This window comes from Halomonas sp. KO116 (assembly GCF_000734975.2).
In the GTDB taxonomy this organism is placed as follows: Bacteria; Pseudomonadota; Gammaproteobacteria; order Pseudomonadales; family Halomonadaceae; genus Vreelandella; species Vreelandella glaciei.
In genome coordinates this window covers 1,225,136-1,248,110 of the sequence record NZ_CP011052.1, presented here as the reverse complement: position 1 = coordinate 1,248,110, position 22,975 = coordinate 1,225,136, and the positions used below count along the sequence as shown (strand labels likewise).

The window sequence follows — 22,975 nt, the reverse complement described above, 5'->3', positions numbered from 1 at the left end:
AAGCCATGCTTTTCCGTTCACTGCTAAGCGAGTCTACCTCTATGTCTCATGCTGCCTCTTTGCTCGTTGTTGAGGATGAACCGAAGATTGCCCGCCTGATGGCGGACTACTTAACCACCCATGGCTTCGAGGTGACGACCCTGGGCCACGGTGATGAAGTGATGCCGTGGCTGGAGCAGCACTCCCCTGCCCTGGTACTGCTCGATATTATGCTGCCGGGTAAAGATGGCCTCACTCTGAGCCGGGAAATTCGCCAGCTGTGGCCCTCCATTGCACTTATAATGGTCACCGCCAAGGTAGAAGAGGTCGACCGCCTGCTGGGACTGGAGCTAGGTGCCGATGACTATATCTGCAAGCCGTTTAGCCCTCGTGAAGTCGTCGCTCGGGTCAAAGCCGTACTGCGCCGCAGCCAAGCGGCAGCCGAGGCGTCGAGTGAAGTACAAAACGCCCCGGTGGTTTTAAACGAAGACGGCTGGCAAGCCCTCGCCCACGGTCAGGACCTGGGCCTGACCGCGGTGGAGTTTCAGTTATTGCGCGTAATGATGCAGGCGCCGGGGCGCATCTTCAGCCGCGAACAGCTGATGGATCACATGTACCGCGATAATCGCATCGTCTCAGAGCGCACCGTGGACAGCCACATCAAAAAACTGCGCAAAAAGATCCACGAAGCTCTCCCTGAACTCGAAATCATTCGCTCGGTATATGGTGTCGGCTATAAGTATCAGCCGGAGGGTTAAGGATTTACCTGCCGATTGAGAAAGGCGATGCCTGCATCGATAGCGCCGCCCCGTAGCAGGAAGCTCGTAATGTGGCCGCGCCAGCGCTGCAGGTAGAGTTCACTTTCGATGTGGTTGTCCTGCAGGGCTTGATAGAAGTCCGTGGCGTGATCCACCGGCACCAGTTTGTCCCATTTGCCGTGAAACAGAAAAAACGGCGGTGCCTGTGGGGTAATTTGCCAAGCAGGCGAGGCTGACCGGTACGCCTCGGTCTTTTCTGCGCGGGTGCCGCCGATAAAATCAACCACTAGCGGCCCATCCTCAAACTTGAGCAAATCACTGGGAAGACCCCCGGCCAGCACCGCGGCCAGACGGCTCTGCTCACCGCCGTATGGCTCCGCCAATGGCCCTTCGACGCCCGCTAGCGCCAACAAACTTACCAGGTGGGCACCGGATGAAAAACCTACACCCACAATGCGATCGGTATCCACCTGCCACTCATCGGCATTGGCGTGAATCCAGGTCATGGCCTGCTGCAAATCGTTTAGCTGATTGGGAAAGCGGTATTCCGGTGCAAAACGGTACTCAACATTCACCGCCACATAGCCCTGCCCTGCTAGCTGTTCGGCAATACTCTGCATATCTTGCGGTGTGCGATTGCGCCAGCCGCCGCCATGTACCACTAATGCCGCGGGTCGCCGCGTATCCGTTGATCCATTGGGCAGATAAACACTCGCCTTTAACGCCTGAGGCCATGCCTCGGGTGTGTAACTAACTGGGGCTAAGCGCTCAAAAGGCTGGGGGGCATGCAACGGGTTACTCTCAACAGCAGTTTCGCCCTGGCTAATATGTTGGGAAGCGCTACAGCCATTCAATAGCAAGGCAAGCGCCCCCAGGCCAGTAACACGGCGTAGGGTGGTAAACGCATAACGCTGCTGAAACACGCGAAAGTATTCGATTCGCGACATTAATTTGCTCCTTGATAACGAGGTGACCCCTCACCTACCGACTACGACCTGCAACGAGCTAATAAGATCATGATTGTTGCACACTATCTGCAAACGGTTTGCACGTCTCCTAGCGATACTGGCATCGTCAACTCACCAGGAGAGAACTTATGAAAATTTCAAGTGCTAAGAAACTGTCAATTCGCCAACTGTTTGCCCCCGCCCTACTGGCTATTGCTATTGCTCCGCTAGCGCTTACCGCTCAAGCGGATAGCCACGGTGATCATGAAGGTAAAGATCCTGATCGTGAGCGTATGGAAGAGCGCATGGAGGAGCGTCGCCAAGAGGTATATCAGCGCGCAGAAATTTCTGAAGAGAAGCAGGCTGAGCTGAACGAAGCTCACGCTGAACACCGTGAAGCCATGCACGCTCTGCGTGAAGAGCACCAAGAGCGGGTCGCCGAGATCCTCTCTGAGGAAGAGCAAGAAGCGCTGCGCAATGCCATGCACGAAGCCCATGAAGAGTATCGTGGTAAGCACGGCAAACGCGGCCACTACGGCGATAACGACGACAGCGCCGATAGTGAATAAGCATTGATCATTTTTTAAATGTTAGCGTTAACGCCCGGCTTGCCGGGCGTTTTTGCGTCTGCCTTTGCATTTTTCTCACCGCTCACTCCACGCTTATTCACCCCACACAAGGGAGGTTAACTTGAAGGAAAAGGCTTAATCGCGTATTTTATTTGAACGTTCATTTAAAATAAAATCTTCCCTTCCTCTTTCAACAACAGGAGCCCGCCTGCATGGCGAAAGACAACCTTAACCTTCCCTCCCGCGACCGCCTCAATCCCGTGGTTTTCCACGGCAGTGTAGCCGGTATCCTTATCTTTTTAGTGCTTACCATGCTGTTCACCGAGCAAGCAGGCGCCTTTTTTGATGCTGGCCTCGCCTGGGTGAGCAAAACCTTTGGCTGGTACTACATGCTCGCCATCGTGGCTTACTTGGTTTTCGTCGTCGCCATTGGTATGTCGCGGTTTGGCAGTATTCGCCTGGGTCCCGATCACTCTCGGCCCGAGTTCTCGCTGCTCTCCTGGTCGGCCATGCTGTTTGCCGCGGGTATCGGCATCGACCTGCTCTTCTTCAGCGTTGCCGAACCGGTTGCCCACTATTTGGCACCGCCGGATTTAACCCCGGAGAGCCAGGCAGCGATGCGTAACGCCGTCGTTCAAACCTATCTGCACTGGGGGCTCTCCGGTTGGGGGCTGTATGTGTTGATGGGTATGGCGCTGGCTTACTTCAGCTACCGTCACCGTTTGCCGCTAGCTATTCGTAGCGCGCTCTACCCAATCCTCGGTAAACGTATCCACGGCCCGATTGGCAACGCGGTGGATATCACGGCGGTCATCTCCACCGTGTTCGGCATTGCGACCAGCCTTGGCATTGGGGTGATGCAGTTGAACTACGGCCTAACCTATATGTTCGGTGTGCCGGAAACCCTTACCGTGCAGGTGATCCTGATTGTCCTGGTAGTGATACTAGCGACGATTTCGGTGGTCACTGGGGTTGAGAAAGGCATTCGCCGCTTATCAGAGTTCAACATGCTGCTGGCGCTGGCGTTAATGCTGTTTGTACTCTTTTCAGGCGACACCCTGGTCCTGCTAGACAAAGTGGTCAATAACGCTGGTGATTACCTTTCCGGTTTTGTCGGTGCAAGCTTTGATACCTATGCCTTTGCCGATGAGGGCGCCCAAGAGTGGAAGATGTGGTGGACAATCTTCTTCTGGGGCTGGTGGATTGCTTGGACGCCCTTTGTGGGGCTGTTCCTGGCACGTATCTCCCGAGGCCGTACCATTCGTGAATTCGTCGCCGGTGCACTGTTTATTCCGCTGGCCTTTATGATGGTGTGGATGTCAGTCTTCGGTAACAGCGGTATTGAATTGGTCGCTAATCAAGGCGTTGTGGAGCTAGGCGAACAGGCCCTTAACACCCCGCAAACGACGCTCTACACGCTGCTTGAGTACTACCCTTACGTTGGCCTTACCGCTGCGGTCGTTACCGTACTGGGTATTGTGTTCTTTATTACCTCAGCGGACTCCGGTGCGCTGGTACTGGCCAACTTTACCTCTATTTTGAGCGATGTGAACCACGATGCGCCGGTAAAGCTGCGTATCTTCTGGTCGGTGATGATCGGCTTGATCACCATTGCCCTGCTAATGGCCGGTGGCTTGAATGCCCTGCAGAGTGCTGTGGTCATCACCGCACTGCCCTTCTCGCTAGTAATTTTCGCGGTCATGGTGGGTATGTATAAAGCCCTGAAAATGGAAGGCAGCAAGGCCGATGCGCGCCGCATGATTGCCGGTAGCGCCCCAGGCGGCGACTGGAAAGAGCGTTTGGATCGTGCCCTGGATACCTCTAACCGCGCGGGTGCGGCGGCAACCATCGAGCATGCGATTCGCCCTGCAATGACGCAGTTCGCCCAGGAGCTTGAAAGCCGAGGCCAAACCGCCAACGTGACCGAAGAGCACGTTGAGGGTGAAACGCTAGCCAACCTGACACTACAGGTCGATTTTGGTGAAGCCACCAGCTTTGTTTACCAAGTGTGTCCGCACCGCATGCGTACGCCAAGCTTTATCCCGGCGGACGATGACTTCTATGTACGCTTGGATGTGTATTTGGCTGAAGGTGGGCAAGATAAGGACCTTAACGGCTACACCCGGGGTCAGGTGATTGGTGATTTGGTCTGCGAATATGAGCGCCACCTGCACTTCCTCACCCTGGCGGGTCAGCAGATGGGCCATGTACAGGCGATGCCCGGCACGATTGGGGAGCCGCCTGAAGATTCCCAAATGTAACGGCATTATTTGTTTAACCCCACAGACAATCCCGGCCTGCGCGCCGGGATTTTTTTGTGCGCGAACGGCTCTGAAAAAACGCTTTGTTGTGGGAACTCCAGGGTAGGCGTAGCGTAGTAGCCTGTTTTCCCTAACACTTAGGAGGCTGGCCACATGTCCCGCGCACATCGACCCTCGGGGTACGTTTTCCCGATGCCTGGCAGTGCGTTACTCAACGCCTGGCGTGAAGGTTATTCGCTGGGTAAATTAAAGCGCGACGTGATGGCGGGGCTGACGATTGGCGTCGTCGCCGTGCCGCTTTCCATGGCACTGGCGATTGCCACTGGGGTACCGCCCCAACACGGGCTCTATACGGCCATTGTGGCAGGGGCGGTGATCGCGCTAACCGGTGGTTCGCGGTTTAACATCTCCGGCCCCACCGCTGCGTTTGTGGTTATTCTTTTCCCGATTGTTGCCAACCATGGCTTGGGGGGGCTGCTGATTGCCACCTTTATGGCGGGCGCTATTTTGGTCGCGCTGGGGCTTTCGCGATTGGGCAGTCTCATTCAGTACGTGCCTTACCCGGTCATTCTTGGCTTTACGGCGGGCATCGGCGTGGTGATTGCCCTGTTACAGCTGCCTGACTTTTTGGGTTTGGCGGGGGTCGAGCTGGGCGATAGCACTCTGGATAACCTAATGCTGATCGGCCAAGCGCTGCCCACGCTGTCGCTGGCGGAGATCAGCGTCGGGCTTGTCACCTTAGCAACGCTGTTAGTTTGGCCGCGCTTAAATACCCCAATACCTGCCCCGCTGGTAGGGTTAGCGGTGGGTACGCTGGCAGCCTCGCTACTGCTGATGAGTGGCGTTGAGGTCGATACGATCGCCTCGCGGTTTAGCTGGGAGTTTCAGGGTGAAAGCGGCAGCGGCATTCCGCCCTTTGCGCCCAGCTTTGTAGCCCCCTGGCACCTCCCGGGTGCAGATGGCACGCCGCTTGAAATCGACTTTGCGTTGATTCAAGCGCTGCTAGGCCCTGCGCTGGCGATCGCTTTACTCGCTGCGATTGAATCGTTGCTGTGCGCCGTTGTCGCAGACGGCCTAACCCGCACCCGCCATGACCCCAATGCAGAACTGATTGGCCAAGGGCTCGGCAACCTGGTGGTGCCCTTCTTTGGCGGCATTACTGCTACGGCGGCCCTTGCCCGCACCGCGACCAATATCAAAAGTGGTGCCTTTTCACCTGTCGCGGCACTGGTGCACTCGGTAGTGGTGCTTCTGGCCGTCGTCGCACTGGCGGGCGTGCTGGGGTATGTACCGATGGCTGCGCTGGCTGCGCTGCTGTTTATTATTGCCTGGAACATGAGTGAAGCGCGGCATTTTATGCACACGCTAAAAAGCGCGCCCACCAGCGATGTATGGGTATTGGTAATCTGTTTCGCATTGACGGTTATTTTCGACATGGTGATCGCCGTGGCCGTCGGTATTGGCCTAGCCGCCGCGCTATTTATTCGCAGAATGGCGCAGCTAACCAATACTCAGCGCCTTGAGTCGCACAACACCGGCGAACATTTCCCGCCAGAAGTAGCGCTCTACAAAATTAGCGGTCCGCTGTTTTTTGGCGCCGCAGAAAAAGCCATCGCCACGCTACGGATCATTGATCACAGCGTGAGAATCGTCGTGTTGGATATGCGTGATGTGCCTAGCCTAGATACCACCGCGATGGTGGCGCTGGAGTCACTGCGCCGTGAGCTAGGTGAGCAAGGCGTGGGGGTGATGTTTGTTGGGCTGCCGCCGCGCATGGCGCTGAAAATAAAGCGCGCAGGCATTCGACGCGAAGCGGGGAAGCTAGCGGTCGTCAGCAACCTTGCCCATGCCGAGCGCATGGCGCGCCGTTGGCTGAGCTTACTGGAGAGCGGAAAGGATTAAATATCGACTGTTCAAGTGGCAAGTTCGACATTAAAAAGGGGGAGTATTCTCCCCCTGGTGCGATACCCACTGGCTGGCTGTTAGCTCGCCATGTCCAACACGATGCGGCCTTCGATCTTGCCGTCAATCATGCGCTGGAAGACATCGTTGATATTATCCAGCGTATCGGTCGCTACCGTGGCCTTAACCTTGCCTTCGGCAGCGAAATCCAACGCTTCCTGCAGGTCACTGCGCGTGCCGACGATAGAGCCACGAATGGTAATACCGTTGAGCACCGTGCTGAAGATCGGCAGCGGAAAGTCGCCGGGCGGTAAGCCATTGAGCACCAACGTCCCGCCGCGGCGTAGCATATTCTGCGCCTGATCAAACGCCTTCGGCGACACCGCTGTCACCAAGGCCCCGTGAGCACCACCAATGGTTTTCTTCAAGTACGCCGCTGGGTCGGTTTTCATGGCGTTAACGGTGACCGTGGCGCCTAAACGCTCAGCCAGGGCTAGCTTGCCGTCATCGATATCGACAGCCGCCACGTTCAGCCCCATCGCTTTGGCGTACTGCACCGCCATATGGCCCAGGCCACCAATGCCCGAAATCACCACCCACTGGCCGGGCCGGGTATCAGTCATCTTCAAGCCTTTATAAACCGTCACCCCCGCACACAGCACAGGAGCTATTTCAATGAAGTCGATGGCATCCGGCAGGCGCCCAACATAGCCCGCATCCGCTAAGGTGTAGTCGGCAAACCCACCGTTAACGCTGTAACCGGTATTTTGCTGAGACTCACACAGGGTTTCCCAACCGCCTAAACAGTGCTCGCAGTAGCCGCAGGCCGAGTAGAGCCAGGGCACACCAATACGATCACCCTCTTTGACATGGGTAACGCCTTCACCCACCGCCACGATATGCCCAACACCTTCGTGCCCTGGAATAAATGGCGGCGAGGGTTTCACCGGCCAATCGCCTTGGGCGGCGTGTAAATCGGTATGGCAAACCCCAGAGGCCGCCACTTTCATCAATACTTCGCCCTGCTTAGGGCGAGGTACGTCAACTTCTTCTATGGCCAACGGCTGGCCAAACTCACGAACGACCGCCGCGCGCATTGTGCTATCCATGATGCAACTCCTAATAGTTTTCGATACGGCAGTTTAAGTACTGCTCTTATCGGTAGAGTCAGCGTCAGGGGACTGACAATACCGCCCGGCTAATGCCGGGCGGTGTGGCTAGCAGAAGGGGTTAGAAGAAGCCCAACGGGTTGATGTCGTAGCTGACCAGCAGATTTTTGGTTTGCTGGTAGTGTTCGAGGGCGACTTTGTGAGTTTCCCGGCCAACACCAGATTTCTTATAGCCACCAAAGGCTGCGTGGGCGGGATACTGGTGGTAACAGTTGGTCCACACGCGCCCGGCTTGAATGCCTCGGCCCATGCGGAAAGCGACGTTGATATCGCGGCTCCAAACGCCTGCGCCCAAGCCAAACTCGGTGTCGTTGGCAATCGCGAGGGCTTCTTCTTCATCCTTGAAGGTAGTGACGGCTACCACCGGGCCAAAGATCTCTTCCTGGAAGACGCGCATCTGGTTGTTACCCTTCAGCAGCGTGGGCTGAATGTAGTAACCGCTGTTGATACTGTCATCCATGGTCTCTTTATTGCCGCCGGTGAGGAATTCAGCCCCTTCATCCCGGGCGATATCCATGTAGGACATGATCTTGTCGAACTGCTCTTGGGATGCCTGGGCGCCTACCTGTACATCGGTATCTAGCGGGTTACCGCGCTTGATGGTTTTGGTGCGCTCGATGACCTTGGCCATGAACTCGTCGTACATGCTCTCTTGAATCAGCGCCCGCGAAGGGCAGGTACACACTTCGCCCTGGTTAAAGAACGCCAGCACCAAGCCCTCTACCGCTTTATCAATAAACGTCGGTTCGGCATTCATGATGTCGGCAAAGTAGATGTTGGGGGATTTGCCGCCTAGCTCCACGGTAGAGGGAATAATGTTTTCCGCCGCACATTTCAAAATATGCGAACCGACAGGCGTGGAGCCGGTAAAAGCAATCTTGGCGATACGCTTGCTGCTGGCCAGTGCTTGGCCCGCTTCAGCACCAAAGCCATTGACGATATTGAGAACGCCGGGCGGCAGCAGATCGCCAATCACTTCCATCACTTTCAGAATCGAGGCGGGGGTTTGTTCCGCGGGCTTCAATACCACACAGTTACCCGCTGCCAGCGCAGGCGCCAGTTTCCAGGCGGCCATCAGGATCGGGAAGTTCCAGGGGATGATCTGGCCCACCACGCCTAGCGGCTCGTGGAAGTGATAGGAGACCGTGTTGGCATCAATATCCGCTGCGGTGCCTTCTTGCGAACGCAGACAGCCTGCAAAGTAGCGGAAGTGATCGACAGCCAATGGAATATCGGCATTGATGGTTTCGCGTACCGCTTTACCATTATCCCAGGTTTCGGCGACGGCGAGCATTTCCAGGTTTTGCTCAATGCGGTCGGCAATTTTTAACAGAATATTGCTGCGCTCTTGAACCGAGGTTTTCCCCCAGGCAGGTGCCGCTTTGTGGGCCGCATCTAGTGCTTTATCGATATCTTCTGCCGTCGAGCGGGGGATTTCGCAAAAAACATGACCATTAACAGGACTGATGTTGTCAAAGTACTGGCCTTTGACCGGGGCAACGAATTCGCCGTCGATATAGTTGCCATAGCGCTTTTCAAATGACACCAGTGAACCGGTATCACCAGGGTTGGCGTAGATCATTGTCATGCTCCTGAGTATTATGATTGTTAAAGGTGCTTTTTTAAGATGCTTAGACAGTGTTGTTCACTAAAGCAAATGGCGATATAGCCCGATGGCAGGATTAGCCCTCATCCCTTGGTAGGAGACGCCATGTATTCCCTGTTAGTGGCCGATGACCACCCGCTGTTCCGTGATGCGCTGCAAACCGTGATTAGCGGGGGCTTGGCAGGCAGCCAACTGGTGGAAGCAGAGAGTCTCGCTGATGCGATGACGTTGGTGGAACAGCATGCGGAGTTAGATTTGCTGCTACTGGATTTAAGCCTGCCGGATGCCGAGGGGCTAGAGGGGCTAACCCGACTGCGCGAGGTGTTTCCATGGCTGCCAGTAGCGATTGTGTCTGCGCATCAAGAGCGCCAACTGGTGCTGGATGCCATTACCCTGGGCGCGGTGGGCTATATCCCCAAATCTACGCCCCGGGAAGCAATGCTAGCAGCCTTAACACAGATTCTTGAAGGTCAGCTCTACCTGCCGCCCGACATCATGCGTCGGCCTGCGCCGCGCACGTCTTTGCCCCCCACCACCGTCACCGCCACAACGCCCAGCGAGCGCTTGGCGCGCCTGACCGAAAAGCAGTTGATGGTCTTGGGCTGTATGGCCAAAGGGATGTCCAATAAACATATTGCGCGAGAATTGTTGATTGCCGAAACCACTGTTAAAACCCATGTCTCGGCAATCTTGCGTAAATTAAATGCAACCAGTCGGGTGCATGCGATCGTCATTGCCGGGGAGGAGGATTTAAGTTTTTACCGCGCCAACCGGGCTCACTAATATTTATGCAACAGCGAGCCAAGCAGCATGCGCAGCCGCAGCGGCTTGAGCGGTTTTAGTAAGCAGTGCATGCCCGCTTCACGGGTGGCTCGCTTAATCTCTGCCTCGTGATTCGCCGTTATAACCACGGCGGCCAATCCAGGATAGCGCCGCTGCAAGCGCGCGGCCAGATCGATACCGGTTTCACGATGTTCCCCCAAGTGGTAATCAACCAGCAGCACCGCAGGGCGCTCACCATCGCTGGCGGCCTCAAGGGCACTCACCGTGGCTGCCGCGCGTACCCGACAGCCCCAACTGCTTAGCAGTGCCTGCATGCCCTCAATAATGGCCAAGTCATCATCGATCACCCAGACGATACAACCCTGCAACGGATCATCTATCTCACCTGAAGGCGAGGCATAGCGCATGGGCAGAGCCGATGTCGCGACCGCCGCGTAAGGCACGGTGATAGAGAACAGAGCCCCCACGCCGGGGCGAGAAGCGAGGGATACCGGCTGCTCCAGCATGCTGCTGATCCGGTCAACGATGGCTAGCCCCAGCCCTAAGCCACGGCTATTAGCACTATGGGGCTGGTTAACCCGCCGGAACTCCAGAAAGATCGCTTCGCGCTGCTGCTCTGGAATGCCGGGGCCGGTATCGCCCACCATAATTTCCAACCCATGAGGGCGTCGTCGGCAGCCCAGCAGCACGCGGCCATGTTCGGTATAGCGCACCGCATTACTAAGAAAGTTGCGTATGACCCGTGCCAGCAGCGCCAAGTCTGATTCAATCATCATACTGGAGGGCACGTAATGCAACGCCAAGCCACGCACGCCAGCCACTTGCCGGTACTCCTCCGCCAAGGTATCGAGCAGCGTGCTCACCGCAAACGGCGCTTTATCGGCACGCAGTACCCCCGCATCCAGGCGTGAGATATCCACCAGCGTTCCTATCAGCCCTTCCACATCTTTTAGCGAGCGGCCAATATGGCCCACCAGCATTTGCGAGGTTTCAGGTAAAGAGTGAGTTTCTAACGCACTGGCAAACAGCCGGGCGGCGTTGAGAGGCTGTAGCAGGTCGTGGCTGACCGCCGCGAGGAATTTTGTTTTGGAAAGGTTGGCCGCTTCAGCCTCGGCTTTGGCCGCCAATAATCGCGTATTGACCTGGCCCAGTTCGTCCAGGGTGCGGTGTAAGGCATCGGTGCGTTCTCGCACCTGCTCAGCAAGCAGCACTGAACGTTCAAATGCGGCGTAAGGGGCGCCCTCGGCACTGCCATCCCCTTCCACCCTTTCCATTAGCGCTTGGCAAACTTTACGCAGACGACGGTTCTCTTCGCCCAGTTCTGCGACATTAAGCTCGTCATTGCTACTGGTATCGTCAGTGGTTGTCGTCAGCTGAAAGAGATCCAAACGCCACCCCCGTAAACGTTTGATTCACATGCATGCCGTGGTGTTGCTCGCCGTAAGTATTGAATCCCACCACTCGCGATTGGCGTAGCAGTTGCGACGCCTGCTCTAAATGATCGAGCGCTTCCAGTTCCATGCGGCGTAAAAAACAGTCACAGGCAATGATCACACTAGGCGCCCCAAGCCTAGCGCTCACCCCGGCAAGCATCACTTGAAGATCATCGAGTAGCGGTGCTGGTTGCATGGCCGTGAGCACGATGCCATTTTCAACCGCACAGTAAAAACTCAGGCTATTGTCGCTATTAACACTCTGGATGGAGCGCACATAGTGCTGCCCCCCGATACGCACCGCTAAAGGGTGACGAGCAAATATCGCTGCGTTGAGTTGAGTAGGCGCAAGCCCAACCAAATCCGCGTATACCCGTGCGGCGGGTAAACCATTCAGCTCAATCACCCGTCGTTGCTCTCGGTTTGCCTCCGTCACGACCAGTTTGTGAGCTAGCGGCGTTAAATGGTGGGTCGAAAACACTTCAAAGGGCAAGCGGGTATTGATCATGATAACGACCGCGGCTTGGGTATAGAAGCGCCCGGCGCTGTACACGTGGGTGTGGCTAAGGTGGTTATCGTCGCCTGCTGAGCCGCCAAAGCTGGGTATTCGACCTAGCGCTGCATCTAAGGTGGCAAGCACCTGCTCTTCACGGCTCGATAGGCCATCCAATAACGTCAGAGCGAAGCTGTGTTCGTTGATGGGTGCAATGGCCTGTCGCCGGCAACGCTCAAGTAACGTATCAACTAGCGGTTGCGCATTGGTTAACTCAAAATGATCCAGGTCATCGATCAGCGCTGTTTCGATGGCAAACCAACGACGATCAAAGCCCATTGCTACAATCGAGCCACGGTCATAGCCAAGCGGGGTAATTTCCCCTGCGGTGGTGCAGCCACTTAGTGGCATGGAGGGAAAGCTTCGCTCTAATGCAGCCGCCAGCCCCGCTAAATCATACTCCGCACTGCAGAAGAACAGCACGAAGCTCAAATGCTCGTGACATAGGGCGCAAGCTAGCTCGGCTGCAGCGTAGGAAGCGTCGGGATGCTGGCTAGCCGCAGTAATGATGCCCTTTTCAACGGGATAAGTGGTCACGACACCATCTCTCCAGTGCGGCATGGGTATGCGCAGCGGCAAGCTTTAACGTGCTGAACACATCATTGAGTTGGCTTGTAGTGGCTTGCTCTGTCTTGGCCAATATCTCCAACTGCTTCGCCAATTCGGCAAGCTGGTCGGCGCCCATGCTCACTGACTCGCCGCGCAGCTGGTGCGCCAAACGCATAACTTGATGGTGCTGTTCTGGAGTCAGTGGTGTTGCCACCAGGCAAGCAGCCAGTTGCTCGGTGTAATTGCTGACTTGCTGATGGTAAAGCATCGCCAGTTGGATCAGGCTCGATTCTCCCAGTGACGCTTTCAGCATGGCGAGAGTGTCGGCATTCAGTAACGGCGGCTCCCCGGTTGGCGTTTGTGTTCCCGCTAATGCTTGTATAGGAGCAGTGTCGGGAGTGGCAAAAAGCTGTAACGCCAGCACGTTACTTAACGCCGAAAGTGACAGCGGCTTGGTAATGTAATCGTTCATGCCCGCAGCTAGGCAGCGTTGGCGATCATCTTCAGCGCCGCCTGCCGTCATGGCGACGATAGGAACACTCGCCAGCCAGCCACCCTGTTCGCGTAAGCGCTGAGTGACTAACAAGCCATCCATATCGGGCAACTGGATATCCATAAAGATGAGTTGTACCTGCTGTGACTGGGCCATTGCCAAGGCGTCATGACCGTTCTCGGCCCAGATCACATCGCAGCCTAGGCGCGATAACAAGCCAATGGCGACTTTGCGGTTGACCGCATTGTCCTCCACCAGCAGCAGCGTTGTGCCTGAAAAATCGTGTTTAGGCATTACGGGCAGTGACGCTGAAACAGGGTCAGCTTCAACCAAGGGCAACTGGCACCAGAAGGTACTTCCCTGGCCTAATTGGCTCTTGACCCCTAACCGCCCTTGCATGGCTTCGCTTAACCGCTTGCAGATCGCAAGCCCCAGCCCAGTTCCACCAAAGCGGCGGGCCACTGACTCATCCGCCTGCTGAAAAGGCTCAAAAAGCCGCTTTTGCTGCTGCTCACTCAAGCCACAACCGGTGTCGATCACCTCAAATAATAGCTGCTCTACTGTAGAGGAGACCTTGACGCTTACCTCGCCATGGTCAGTGAACTTGATCGCATTGGCGATCAGGTTTAGTAGTATCTGCCGCAGGCGAGCAGCATCGACCAACACCCACGCAGGCACCAGTGGGTCGACGTTAACCGTAAGCGTCAATCCTTTAACTTTTGCCCTAGGTGCAAGCAGCACCACCACACTATCGATAAGTGGTTTTAGCGCAGTAGGCGATGTTTCCAGGGTTAAGTGACCGGCTTCGATTTTAGAAAAATCGAGGATCTCATTAATCATTGCCAGCAGTTGATTGGCACTATCGTGAATCGTGTCAGCGTAATCCTCTACCTGAGCGGGACTCGCCGATTCGCGTAATAACTCACTCATACCAATCACGCCGTTCAGCGGGGTACGAATTTCGTGACTGACCATAGCGAGGAAGTCTGACTTAGCTTGATTCGCCGTCTGCGCCTGTTTGGCAGTAACTTCCAATTGCTGGCCTAATTGCTCCTGCTTGCGCCTGACCGCCGCACTTTCACGCATTTCGCGCACCAGAAAAGCAATCACCAGAAAAGCCGCGAAGCTCATTCCGACGATTAGTGACATGAGGAGCTTGTAGAGCAGGCTAAGCTGAGCGCGCTCTTCGGTCGCCGACTCGGCCAAATAGCCATTAATCGCAATAACCAGGCGCTCTGTTAACTGCGTGAGTGCCTGCAATTCCTCTTCCAGCACCGTCACCGTTAATTGATCAATTCTCCCACCGGTTTCAGGCCCATCATAGGGATAAAACATAATATCCAGCACATCCAGCTGTTGCTGGATTTGGCCCAATAATTCCCGAGCCGTACCGATCTGTTGTAATAACGTGCTGACCTCACCCTCATTGAGCAATGTAATACGGCTATATAACAGCTCAAAGCGTAGGTTTAGCTCATCATGCGTCTCGGACGTAAGCGGCTCACGCGTCACTGCCAATAGATGGTTCAAGAGCTGTACCGCATCGCGGTCCAGCTTATAAACCACCCAGGCGGTATCTTCACGCAGGCTCTGAGTGAGATTTTCCTGCCGCCAGGCGGCTAGGGTAGCGACGACCAACGCCGCGGCAAATAGCGATACTGCAACGATGGCAACGAGCTTAAAACGGCGAGGATAACGCAGCAAGCTGGAAGCCTGAGCGGTTGAAGCGCTAGCGAACATCAATATGCATAACCTGCCATACCGCTCTGAAGCGTATTTTTTCGCTTAACAGCGCTTCATCCTGATCAAAGGGATAAAGCACCCATAACGGACCGTACTCACGAATGGGGATTGCTTTTTCATCCTTTTCAAGGGCTAAGATAACGTCATACTCTTCAAAATCACTCACCGGTATTTCCGCTTCGTAGCCGTTCAGGGCGGCAACGTGTACCGTATCGCTTTCCGCGTTTAAACGCGCCAGCAGGTCGCGCATTAAAGGCCCGCGATAATGGTTACTAGCTTCTGTCCAGGGTGTGGTGGTATCGAACTCGTGCTGTGGTAACGCCTCTAACATGGCGCGGTCAAACTGCGCCTCACTACCAACGTTCGTAAGGCCAACATTACCGCTAACGGTCAAAATAACCGGCCCGCTGGGTTCCTCTAAGTTATCGGCTGTTTCAGCGAGCCCCGCTAGGGGAATGCTGAATATCAGCACAACCCACCCCATTAATAACGCTTTCACAGTAAACACCTCACGCCAAAAGACCCGTTGGTTTAAACGCCCAGAAATAAAAGGAGACAGCATAAAGATTACGCTATCTCCTTAAATAGGTCAGTCTCAATACTGTTTTTTTGGTAATGTTTTTTCGTACTGGAAGCGTTATTCGCTATTCACAGACGAGTTACGAGCTAATTTTCTCAAGGGGGTTGAAGCGCACTAACTCTTCGTAGGCATGCCAACTGGCGTGACCTAATACCGGCAAGATGAGCGCCAAGCCAATATAGAATGTCATCACACCCACCAACACACACAGCGTTAAAATCACCGCCCACAACAGCATCACGCGAAAGTTACGGGCAACACAGCGTACGCTGGCTTCAATCCCTTCCATAAAGGTTAAGTCTTGATCCATCAGTGTGGGTATCGCCACGACGCTGATAGCAAACGCGCCGAATGCTAAAATACCGCCTGCCACTGTGCCAACGGCAAGCATGCCCAACCCTTCAGACGTCGTCAGTAGCGCGGTATACAGTGTGGCGGGGCTGGGAACTTCAAACCCAAAAAACAGGGCAAACAACAGGGTTGCTAAACGAATCCAGGCCAGAAAGAAGATCATCATCATGACCCCCATCATCGCCAACTGACCGGCATGGGGTCGCCAGCTTCCGAATGCATCTCCCAGGTTTGGTACTTGCCCACGCTCTAACGCACGGCTAATGCCATACGAACCAACCGCGACCAAGGGCCCGATAAACATAAAGCCGGCAATCATGGGCAGCAGCCAATACCAATACCCCAGCGTAAATGCGCCCAGGGTGATAGCGATACTCAAGCCGACCCAAAACATGCCATACGAAAGACTGACCACCGTTGCGCGGCGAAAATCTTCTACACCCGCGGCCAACCACGCTCTAGGCCGATCCAGTCCGACCTTATTAATAGTAATTTTAACGCTGGGCTGATCTGAATGGTGGTTTGTTTTTGTTGTAGCCGCATTCATGGCATCACTCCTGTTGTACCTGATACTAGGTCCTGAATTCAGGATTTACCTCAAAGCATCACCGCTTGTTAGCGCTGGTGGTATTAATGCCAACTTAATGGCTTAACACTATTTTTCAGTGCTTTCTCTCAGTGCTTTCTTAATGCTCTCTTAATGTAGCTGACCTGAAGACCTGAGGCGTTGACTGAAAGGTTATGCGTACAAAAAATCCATGAGAAGGCTTTAAAGCGCCAATTTAATTGCTGCGTTAGCAAAAGCGTATGTAGCCAAATTGAGGTACCAATCATAAAAAAACTCCAGGCTAGCTGCCCGGAGTTTTTGGTTTTTTCTACGTAACGCTTTGAATGTCTAGCGCACAATCATTACCGACATTTTGGCATGGTGCACAACGTGCTCTGCATTAGGGCCAAGCACATAATCGACAAACTTACGCTTATTGTGAGAGGCCATGACGATCAGATCCACATCCAGTTTCTTAGCGGCTTTGATAATGGCCTCCCAAGGCGAACCATCCACAATGACACTCTGTACCTGAATGTCATCGGGCACATTCGTCTTGATAAACGCGTGAAGCGCATCGGTGATCGCGACATGCGCTTTTTTGGCGAAGTCCTTGGGGAAATAAGACCCCACCATGGGCATGCGATAGTCCGGCAGTACCGTGACCACATGAAGCGAGGCCCCGAAAGTTCGGCATAGCGTCAGGGCGGTAGGCAACGCCTTCGACCAGGAAGACTCCTCGTTCAAATCCACCGGCAACATGATCTTACTGTACATGGCACTCTCCTTCATGCGGTGGCTGTCGCTTGCGTGTTATCACGACGCCGACGCTGCATCAATACAATCAACCCAAAGAGCAAGAAGGCAGGAATCCACATTAGCTCTTTCGTCCAGCGATCAACGGGGGCCAGAATCTCGACAATTTCTTGATCGAAGTCGAAACCGAGTTCAGCCGCTTGGCTGCCGTAGGTCACCATATCAACGGTCGCCGTGCCATCCTCGATAAAGAGCTCCATACCCAAGTTATCAAGCCGCTCTTGGCCTGTTTCACCTTCAGGTACCGGCAGGGTCATGTAAGTGGTCATGGGATCACCATAATCATCGAGACCGGCAATCTGCAAGCGCAGCGTGGAGTCTTCATCGACACCACCCAATGCTTCGACGAATTGCGCGGGCGGGATGGATTCGTAGGGATCATGAATCATGTCCATCCAGAAACCGGGGCGGAACAGCGTGAACGCAATCAGCAGCAGCACAATAGACTCATACCAACGGTTGCGCGTAATCATAAAGCCCTGGGTCGCCGCGGCGAAAATCAGCATCGCGATGGTCGACACCACAAAGATCAGCACCCCTTGAAGGAAGGTCACATCGATGAGCAGTAGGTCGGTATTAAAGATGAACAGAAACGGCAGCGCTGCGGTACGAAGGCTGTAATAGAACGCCTGGAAGCCGGTTCGAATAGGGTCACCACCGGATACTGCCGCCGCCGCAAAGGACGCCAGCCCCACCGGCGGGGTAACGTCGGCCATGATACCGAAGTAGAAAACGAACAGGTGTACTGCGATTAACGGCACCAGCAGGCCATTTTCGGCCCCCAGTTGCACGACGACCGGCGCCAACAACGCAGATACAACGATATAGTTGGCCGTTGTGGGTAAGCCCATGCCGAGAATTAAGCTGAGCACTGCGGTAAGCAGCAAGATCAGCATTAAGTTACCCATGGCCAGTGTTTCCACCACCTCGGCCAGCACCAGGCCCACCCCGGTCTGGGATACGGCACCGACGATGATACCGGCGGTGGCCGTGGCAATGCCGATGCCAATCATGTTGCGAGCACCAGTGACCAGGCCATCCCAAAGATCCATCGCGCCTTCACGCAGATCCGCCCGCATATCGCTGCGTCCGCGAAAGATTGACGTGATGGGGCGCTGGGTAAGAATGATAAAGATCATAAATACCGTGGCCCAAAAGGCGGAAAGCCCTGGCGACAACCGCTCCACCATCAGGCACCAAACCAACACAATAACCGGCAAAATGTACTGCAGGCCAACCAACACCGTTGGTTTGGTCTGGGGCAGTGAAAAGATCGGCTCGTTAGGATCATCGAGTTCAAGCTCTGGGTAACCGGCCGCCAGTTTGAGCAGAGCGATATAAATGACCGTAAGTCCAACAGCTACCACCCACGGGGTTGCATCGCCCAGTACCGGCTTGAGCCAACCAAGACCGTAATAAACCGCTAGGGCGGTGACCATCATGAGTAGCAAACCACCGAGAAATCCGATCACCTTATTGACCAGCGGCTTAGGTGGGTTACTGCTTTGCAGCCCCTTCATATTGGCCTTGAGGGCCTCAAGGTGAACGATGTAGACCAGCGCGATATAGGAGATCAGTGCGGGCAGGAAGGCATGCTTAATGACTTCAACATAAGAGATGCCCACATATTCGACCATCAAGAAAGCAGCAGCCCCCATCACCGGCGGCATAATCTGTCCATTGACCGATGACGCCACTTCGACAGCACCCGCCTTTTCCGCAGAAAACCCAACACGTTTCATCATCGGCACTGTAAAAGTACCGGTGGTGACCACGTTGGCAATCGAGGAGCCGGAAATTAGCCCGGTCATGGCCGACGCTACCACGGCGGCTTTCGCTGGCCCACCGCGATAGTGACCAAGCAGCGAAAACGCCACCTTGATAAAGTAATTGCCAGCGCCCGCCTTATCGAGCAGAGCACCGAACAACACAAACAGGAATACGAAGCTGGTTGAGACGCCCAGCGCGATACCGAAGACCCCCTGGGTCGTCAACCATTGGTGATTAATCAAGCCGAAGAGGCTCACCCCTCCATGGGAAAGAATCCCCGGCATCCAAGGGCCAGCCAGGCTATAGAGAAGAAAAATAGAGGCCACAATCATTAGCGGCGGGCCAAGCGCTCGACGTGTCGCTTCAAGCAGCAGCAGTATCCCAGCGATGCCAATGATGACGTCCTGCAGTATCGGGGCGCCGGGGCGCTGGGATAACTGCTCGTAAAACATAAACATGTAAGCGCCACAAAAGGCCGCCGCTGCTGCCAGCACCCAATCCTGAATCGGAACACGGTCGCGAGGCGAGCGCTTAAGTGCCGGATAGGCCATATACGCCAGGAACAGCGCAAAGGCTAAGTGAATAGAGCGGGCTTCTGTGGCGTTAAAGACACCAAAACCTAAAATGAAGGGCACTGGAGAGGCAATCCACAGCTGGAAAAGAGACCACACTGCCGCAATGGTTACCAATATCTTCCCGGGCATGCCGGCTGGCTTGCGGGCTCCCGTGTCGCTGGAGGCGACCATATCCTCCAAGTCTACTCCGGCTCCCGAAGGCCTGTTCTTATCGTCTGTCATCTGCCTGCCCCGCTCCGAGTCGATTGACGCATCATTGCCATATCGAAATGCCCTATCAACATTCTAAACGCCCTATTAACATTCTAAACCAAAATGCGCGGCACCCTGGGGTAACCGCGCATTTCTTACTAAGGTAGTATCACCTTAGGCTTCTGGATTACTCAATCCAGCCTTGTTCACGGTAGTAACGCGCTGCCCCATCGTGCAACGGCGCGGAAAGCCCTTCACTCACCATCTCTTCTGGATCAAGATTTTCGAAGGCCGGATGCAGCTGCTTGAAACGATCAAAATTATCAAAAACCGCTTTCACGGTCTGATAGATAACTTCTTCGTCAGCTTCAGCGGTGGTGACAAAGGTCGCTGCCACACCGAAAGTTTCGACATCTTCGTCATTGCCGCGATACAGACCACCCGGAATGACCGATGCGGAGTAGTACGGATATTCATCGATGATGCCCTGAATGTCTTCGTCATTCAGCGGAATCAAACGAGCATCAACCGTGGTGGTCGCTTCTTGGATGGAACCATTGGGGTGACCAACGACATACACCATGGCATCGACGTTATTATCGGAGAGCGCCGCTGCTTGCTCGGCCGCATCAAGCTGAGATGCCAAAGAGAAAGTATCTTCGGTCCAGCCCTTGGCGTCCATCACCACTTCCATGGTGTTGCGCTGGCCTGAGCCTGGGTTACCAATATTGACGCGCTTGCCTTCCAAATCATCGAGTGTCTCGATGCCTGAATCAGCACGTGCAAGCAGGGTCAATGGCTCACCGTGGACACGGAACACAGCCCGCAGGTCCTCATAGGCCTCACCTTCGAAATTCCCGGTACCATTGTAGGCTTGGTACTGGACATCCGATTGAGCGACACCCATGTCCAATTCGCCGGACTTGATGCCATTGATGTTGGCGACAGAACCACCGGTGGAAGGTGCGTTACACTTAATGTTGGTGTCTTCAAGACGATTCACCAAACGGCAGATCGACTGACCTACGACGTAGTAAACGCCGGTTTGGCCACCGGTGCCGATGGTGATGAATTGCTCGTCATCCTGTGCCATTGCCGGTGAGGCGAAGGCAGCGGCGGCAAGTAGCGCACCGGAGAAGGCTGTAGTGGAAAATACATGGCGTTTCATGAACACACCTCTTTGTATTGATGTTATGAGCGTATTTGATGTTACAAACATCGTGCGTTTTGGTCTCACCTAATGAACCGTTCCCTCAGGTGGACTTGCTCCAAAACGTTTTCAAGACATTCTGTTTTTAAGACAAACTGTTACAGGCGTCCTGTTGGCTGCCTGCTAATACTACTTTAGCGAAAAACTAAGCCTTTAGCGAAAAATAAAACGCTCAGCAAGAAACATGCGCCCGCCCCAAGGTAGCAGCAGCTATTGCTGTTTCGGGCCTACTCTCCTCTGTTTCCAACCTACCCACGCCTCACGGGCATGCATTCCATGGCAATGAGTTTAGCCCTAGGTAACGTTTAGTAAGCGTTAACTCCTATACTGTTTTGACATAGGGAATAAGGAGTTTCGTTGTTTACTGGACGCAGGCGCTATCTTTTGCCTGGCAAGCTCACCGCGCAGCCTCCATCAAACGTTGTAACCCAACACGCTAGGTAGCCACAGCGCGATAGCCGGGAAGATTGCCACCAGTGCCAAAGCGCAGCCCATCGCAACGACAAATAGCAGCGCCCAGCCGAGAGTCTGCTCCAAACGAATTTTGGCCACTTCGGTGGTTACCATCAAATTCACGGCCACCGGCGGGGTAAACTGACCAATGGCTATGTTCATCGCCAATAGAATCCCAAACCACACCGGGTTCCATTCAAAGTGCTGCATAACGGGGATCAAAATCGGCATCATGATTAGATAAATCGAGATCGCATCCAATAGCATCCCTGCGACCAGCACTGCCAGCATCACCAGGATTAGCAGCAGCACGCCGTTATCGGTCAGGCTAACAATCCATTCAGCTAAGTGGCGGAAGGTGCCCAACATGGTGCCCGCCCAGGCAAAAATACCCGCCAGGGCGATAATCAGCATTACCACGCCCGAGATAATCGCCGCCTCCCCCAATAGCTCCCATAAATCGCGCAGCGACAGCTCGCGGGTTAAAAACAAACCGACAATAGCCCCATAAGCCACTGCCACCACGGCCGCTTCGGTGGGAGTAAACAGCCCTGACCGCAAACCGCCCAAAATCAGCACCGGGGCAAACAGCGCGGGTATCGCCTGTTTAAAGGTGGTACGTACACTTAGCCGTTCAGCGCTCTCTACCGGTGTGCCGCCCTCCCAACCGTAGCGCTTGGAAACGATCATGGCGGGTACCAGTAGCGCCAGCCCGGCCAAAATGCCGGGAAATAAGCCTGCCGCGAAAAGTGCGCGTAAATCGACGCCCGGCACCACAATGGAGTAAAGAATCAGCGCCACTGAAGGGGGAATGAGAATCGCCGTCGAGGCAGAGGCGGCAATCAGCGTGGCGGAAAACGGCTTGGGGTAGCCCGCTTTGGTCATACTGGGCAGCATGACCATCGCTACCGCCGCTGCATCGGCGGGGCCAGAGCCGCTCATACCGCCCATAATCATACATACCAGCACCGCCACTAACGCCAAGCCACCGTGGCGGGGGCCTATCAACGCCTGGGCAAAACGCACCAAGCGCAGCGCCACACCCGAGCGCTCGAAAATAAGCCCAGTTAAGATAAATAGCGGAATCGCAATCAAGGGGTACTTGGCGATGCTGTTATAGGTGTTGGTGCCCATCGTCGCGAGCATATCCGGTGACAAACCCAGCACGATGCCAACGGCTCCGGAGAGCGCCAGCGAGAACGCCACCGGCACTCCCGCTATCAGCAAGCCTGCAAAGGCCAGAATCATCCACACATCAGGGCTCATCGGTGAGCCTCCCCGTTAAACGGTCAGCGGTTTGCTGAAACAGGCGCCATAACATGGCCGCAGAAAGCACGGGTAACCAGACTAAATACCACCACTGAGGCAGGCCAAGTCCTGGTGATAGCGACTCCCATTGATACTCTTGCCAGGCTAACTTACCGCCGTACCAAGTGATCAAGCCCAGCACGGTGACGCCACACAGCGCTTGAAAAAGGATCAGTACGCGGCGGTACTTGGGCGGTAGCGCCCGTTCCAGAAAGCCAATACGAATATGGCGGTTACGCCGTAGCGCCACCGAGGCACCCGCAAAGGTCAGCACTACCAGCAGAAATACGGAAAACTCTTCAGTGAACGAAAATGAGCCTCCGGTTAAATAGCGGGTAATAACATTGCCCAAACTAATCAACGAAATAATGATTAATGCCAGCGCGCCCAGCCAGCGCTCAGGGCGCGCATCAGGAAAGCCTTTCATG

The 22,975-nt window shown here is 54.8% G+C and carries 18 protein-coding genes; 5 read left to right on the top strand and 13 right to left on the bottom strand.

Going from position 1 to position 22,975, the window contains the following annotated elements:
* Positions 1 to 41 precede the first annotated feature (41 nt).
* Entirely contained in the window at positions 42 to 737 is a 696-nt protein-coding gene (locus KO116_RS05840) for a response regulator (protein WP_035562415.1), read from the top strand.
* Here the strand turns inward: KO116_RS05840 and KO116_RS05835 are convergent.
* The gene (locus KO116_RS05835; protein ID WP_035562412.1) at positions 734 to 1,684 is read right to left on the bottom strand and encodes an alpha/beta hydrolase; all 951 of its coding nucleotides are present in this window, start codon (positions 1,682 to 1,684) and stop codon (positions 734 to 736) included. The two genes, KO116_RS05840 and KO116_RS05835, sit on opposite strands and share 4 nt — an antisense overlap.
* Positions 1,685 to 1,833: 149 nt before the next feature.
* Between KO116_RS05835 and KO116_RS05830 the strand changes: the two genes are divergently transcribed.
* The 3 genes from KO116_RS05830 to dauA all read left to right on the top strand — a co-directional run bounded on the left by KO116_RS05830 (position 1,834) and on the right by dauA (position 6,416).
* Entirely contained in the window at positions 1,834 to 2,253 is a 420-nt protein-coding gene (locus KO116_RS05830) for a hypothetical protein (protein WP_035562410.1), read from the top strand.
* Positions 2,254 to 2,465: 212 nt separating this feature from the next.
* The gene (gene betT, locus KO116_RS05825; protein WP_035562407.1) at positions 2,466 to 4,514 is read left to right on the top strand and encodes a choline BCCT transporter BetT; all 2,049 of its coding nucleotides are present in this window, start codon (positions 2,466 to 2,468) and stop codon (positions 4,512 to 4,514) included.
* A gap of 153 nt (positions 4,515 to 4,667) precedes the next feature.
* Positions 4,668 to 6,416 (top strand): C4-dicarboxylic acid transporter DauA, encoded by a 1,749-nt coding sequence (gene dauA, locus KO116_RS05820; protein ID WP_035562404.1) that lies wholly within the window; start codon positions 4,668 to 4,670, stop codon positions 6,414 to 6,416.
* An 80-nt stretch (positions 6,417 to 6,496) separates the two neighbouring features.
* Here the strand turns inward: dauA and adhP are convergent, their stop codons facing one another.
* Complete coding sequence (gene adhP / locus KO116_RS05815) at positions 6,497 to 7,525, bottom strand: alcohol dehydrogenase AdhP (protein WP_035562401.1); 1,029 nt, start codon at positions 7,523 to 7,525, stop codon at positions 6,497 to 6,499.
* A 121-nt stretch (positions 7,526 to 7,646) separates the two neighbouring features.
* The gene (gene exaC / locus KO116_RS05810) at positions 7,647 to 9,167 is read right to left on the bottom strand and encodes an acetaldehyde dehydrogenase ExaC (protein WP_035562398.1); all 1,521 of its coding nucleotides are present in this window, start codon (positions 9,165 to 9,167) and stop codon (positions 7,647 to 7,649) included.
* 129 nt (positions 9,168 to 9,296) lie between these two features.
* Here exaC and KO116_RS05805 point away from each other — a divergent pair, with 129 nt between their 5' ends.
* Positions 9,297 to 9,974, top strand: coding sequence for a response regulator (locus tag KO116_RS05805; protein ID WP_035562395.1), 678 nt, complete (start codon positions 9,297 to 9,299; stop codon positions 9,972 to 9,974).
* Here the strand turns inward: KO116_RS05805 and KO116_RS05800 are convergent.
* From KO116_RS05800 to KO116_RS05755, 10 genes are all read right to left on the bottom strand, one after another.
* Entirely contained in the window at positions 9,971 to 11,362 is a 1,392-nt protein-coding gene (locus KO116_RS05800; protein WP_035562392.1) for a hybrid sensor histidine kinase/response regulator, read from the bottom strand. The two genes, KO116_RS05805 and KO116_RS05800, sit on opposite strands and share 4 nt — an antisense overlap.
* Positions 11,331 to 12,497 (bottom strand): nitric oxide-sensing protein NosP, encoded by a 1,167-nt coding sequence (gene nosP / locus KO116_RS05795; RefSeq protein WP_035562389.1) that lies wholly within the window; start codon positions 12,495 to 12,497, stop codon positions 11,331 to 11,333. The genes KO116_RS05800 and nosP overlap by 32 nt, the downstream gene beginning before the upstream one ends.
* Positions 12,478 to 14,742 (bottom strand): hybrid sensor histidine kinase/response regulator, encoded by a 2,265-nt coding sequence (locus tag KO116_RS05790; RefSeq protein WP_035562386.1) that lies wholly within the window; start codon positions 14,740 to 14,742, stop codon positions 12,478 to 12,480. The genes nosP and KO116_RS05790 overlap by 20 nt, the downstream gene beginning before the upstream one ends.
* Positions 14,732 to 15,307 (bottom strand): molybdopterin-dependent oxidoreductase, encoded by a 576-nt coding sequence (locus tag KO116_RS05785; protein ID WP_082072552.1) that lies wholly within the window; start codon positions 15,305 to 15,307, stop codon positions 14,732 to 14,734. The genes KO116_RS05790 and KO116_RS05785 overlap by 11 nt, the downstream gene beginning before the upstream one ends.
* 97 nt (positions 15,308 to 15,404) lie before the next feature.
* Positions 15,405 to 16,223 carry a DUF2189 domain-containing protein gene (locus KO116_RS05780; RefSeq protein WP_035562383.1) on the bottom strand — a complete coding sequence of 273 codons (819 nt, stop codon included), beginning with the start codon at positions 16,221 to 16,223 and terminating at the stop codon, positions 15,405 to 15,407.
* 348 nt (positions 16,224 to 16,571) lie between these two features.
* Positions 16,572 to 17,000, bottom strand: coding sequence for a universal stress protein (locus KO116_RS05775; RefSeq protein ID WP_035562380.1), 429 nt, complete (start codon positions 16,998 to 17,000; stop codon positions 16,572 to 16,574).
* Positions 17,001 to 17,011: 11 nt separating this feature from the next.
* Positions 17,012 to 19,606, bottom strand: coding sequence for a TRAP transporter permease (locus KO116_RS05770; protein ID WP_035562378.1), 2,595 nt, complete (start codon positions 19,604 to 19,606; stop codon positions 17,012 to 17,014).
* Between the two features lie 157 nt (positions 19,607 to 19,763).
* On the bottom strand, positions 19,764 to 20,744 hold the full coding sequence (locus tag KO116_RS05765; protein ID WP_035562376.1) for a TAXI family TRAP transporter solute-binding subunit: 981 nt from the start codon (positions 20,742 to 20,744) through the stop codon (positions 19,764 to 19,766).
* Between the two features lie 456 nt (positions 20,745 to 21,200).
* Positions 21,201 to 22,505, bottom strand: coding sequence for a TRAP transporter large permease (locus KO116_RS05760; protein WP_035562375.1), 1,305 nt, complete (start codon positions 22,503 to 22,505; stop codon positions 21,201 to 21,203).
* The gene (locus KO116_RS05755) at positions 22,495 to 22,974 is read right to left on the bottom strand and encodes a TRAP transporter small permease (RefSeq protein ID WP_035562373.1); all 480 of its coding nucleotides are present in this window, start codon (positions 22,972 to 22,974) and stop codon (positions 22,495 to 22,497) included. The genes KO116_RS05760 and KO116_RS05755 overlap by 11 nt, the downstream gene beginning before the upstream one ends.
* Position 22,975 lies beyond the last annotated feature (1 nt).

Excerpts from the sequence above, each read along its gene's own strand:
- KO116_RS05840 (WP_035562415.1), top strand. The coding sequence starts at position 42 with ATGTCTCATGCTGCCTCTTTGCTCGTTGTTGAGGATGAACCGAAGATT.
- KO116_RS05835 (WP_035562412.1), bottom strand. The coding sequence starts at position 1,684 with ATGTCGCGAATCGAATACTTTCGCGTGTTTCAGCAGCGTTATGCGTTT.
- KO116_RS05830 (WP_035562410.1), top strand. The coding sequence starts at position 1,834 with ATGAAAATTTCAAGTGCTAAGAAACTGTCAATTCGCCAACTGTTTGCC.
- betT (WP_035562407.1), top strand. The coding sequence starts at position 2,466 with ATGGCGAAAGACAACCTTAACCTTCCCTCCCGCGACCGCCTCAATCCC.
- dauA (WP_035562404.1), top strand. The coding sequence starts at position 4,668 with ATGTCCCGCGCACATCGACCCTCGGGGTACGTTTTCCCGATGCCTGGC.
- adhP (WP_035562401.1), bottom strand. The coding sequence starts at position 7,525 with ATGGATAGCACAATGCGCGCGGCGGTCGTTCGTGAGTTTGGCCAGCCG.
- exaC (WP_035562398.1), bottom strand. The coding sequence starts at position 9,167 with ATGATCTACGCCAACCCTGGTGATACCGGTTCACTGGTGTCATTTGAA.
- KO116_RS05805 (WP_035562395.1), top strand. The coding sequence starts at position 9,297 with ATGTATTCCCTGTTAGTGGCCGATGACCACCCGCTGTTCCGTGATGCG.
- KO116_RS05790 (WP_035562386.1), bottom strand. The coding sequence starts at position 14,742 with ATGTTCGCTAGCGCTTCAACCGCTCAGGCTTCCAGCTTGCTGCGTTAT.
- KO116_RS05785 (WP_082072552.1), bottom strand. The coding sequence starts at position 15,307 with ATGCTGTCTCCTTTTATTTCTGGGCGTTTAAACCAACGGGTCTTTTGG.
- KO116_RS05780 (WP_035562383.1), bottom strand. The coding sequence starts at position 16,223 with ATGAATGCGGCTACAACAAAAACAAACCACCATTCAGATCAGCCCAGC.
- KO116_RS05775 (WP_035562380.1), bottom strand. The coding sequence starts at position 17,000 with ATGTACAGTAAGATCATGTTGCCGGTGGATTTGAACGAGGAGTCTTCC.
- KO116_RS05770 (WP_035562378.1), bottom strand. The coding sequence starts at position 19,606 with ATGACAGACGATAAGAACAGGCCTTCGGGAGCCGGAGTAGACTTGGAG.
- KO116_RS05765 (WP_035562376.1), bottom strand. The coding sequence starts at position 20,744 with ATGAAACGCCATGTATTTTCCACTACAGCCTTCTCCGGTGCGCTACTT.
- KO116_RS05760 (WP_035562375.1), bottom strand. The coding sequence starts at position 22,505 with ATGAGCCCTGATGTGTGGATGATTCTGGCCTTTGCAGGCTTGCTGATA.
- KO116_RS05755 (WP_035562373.1), bottom strand. The coding sequence starts at position 22,974 with ATGAAAGGCTTTCCTGATGCGCGCCCTGAGCGCTGGCTGGGCGCGCTG.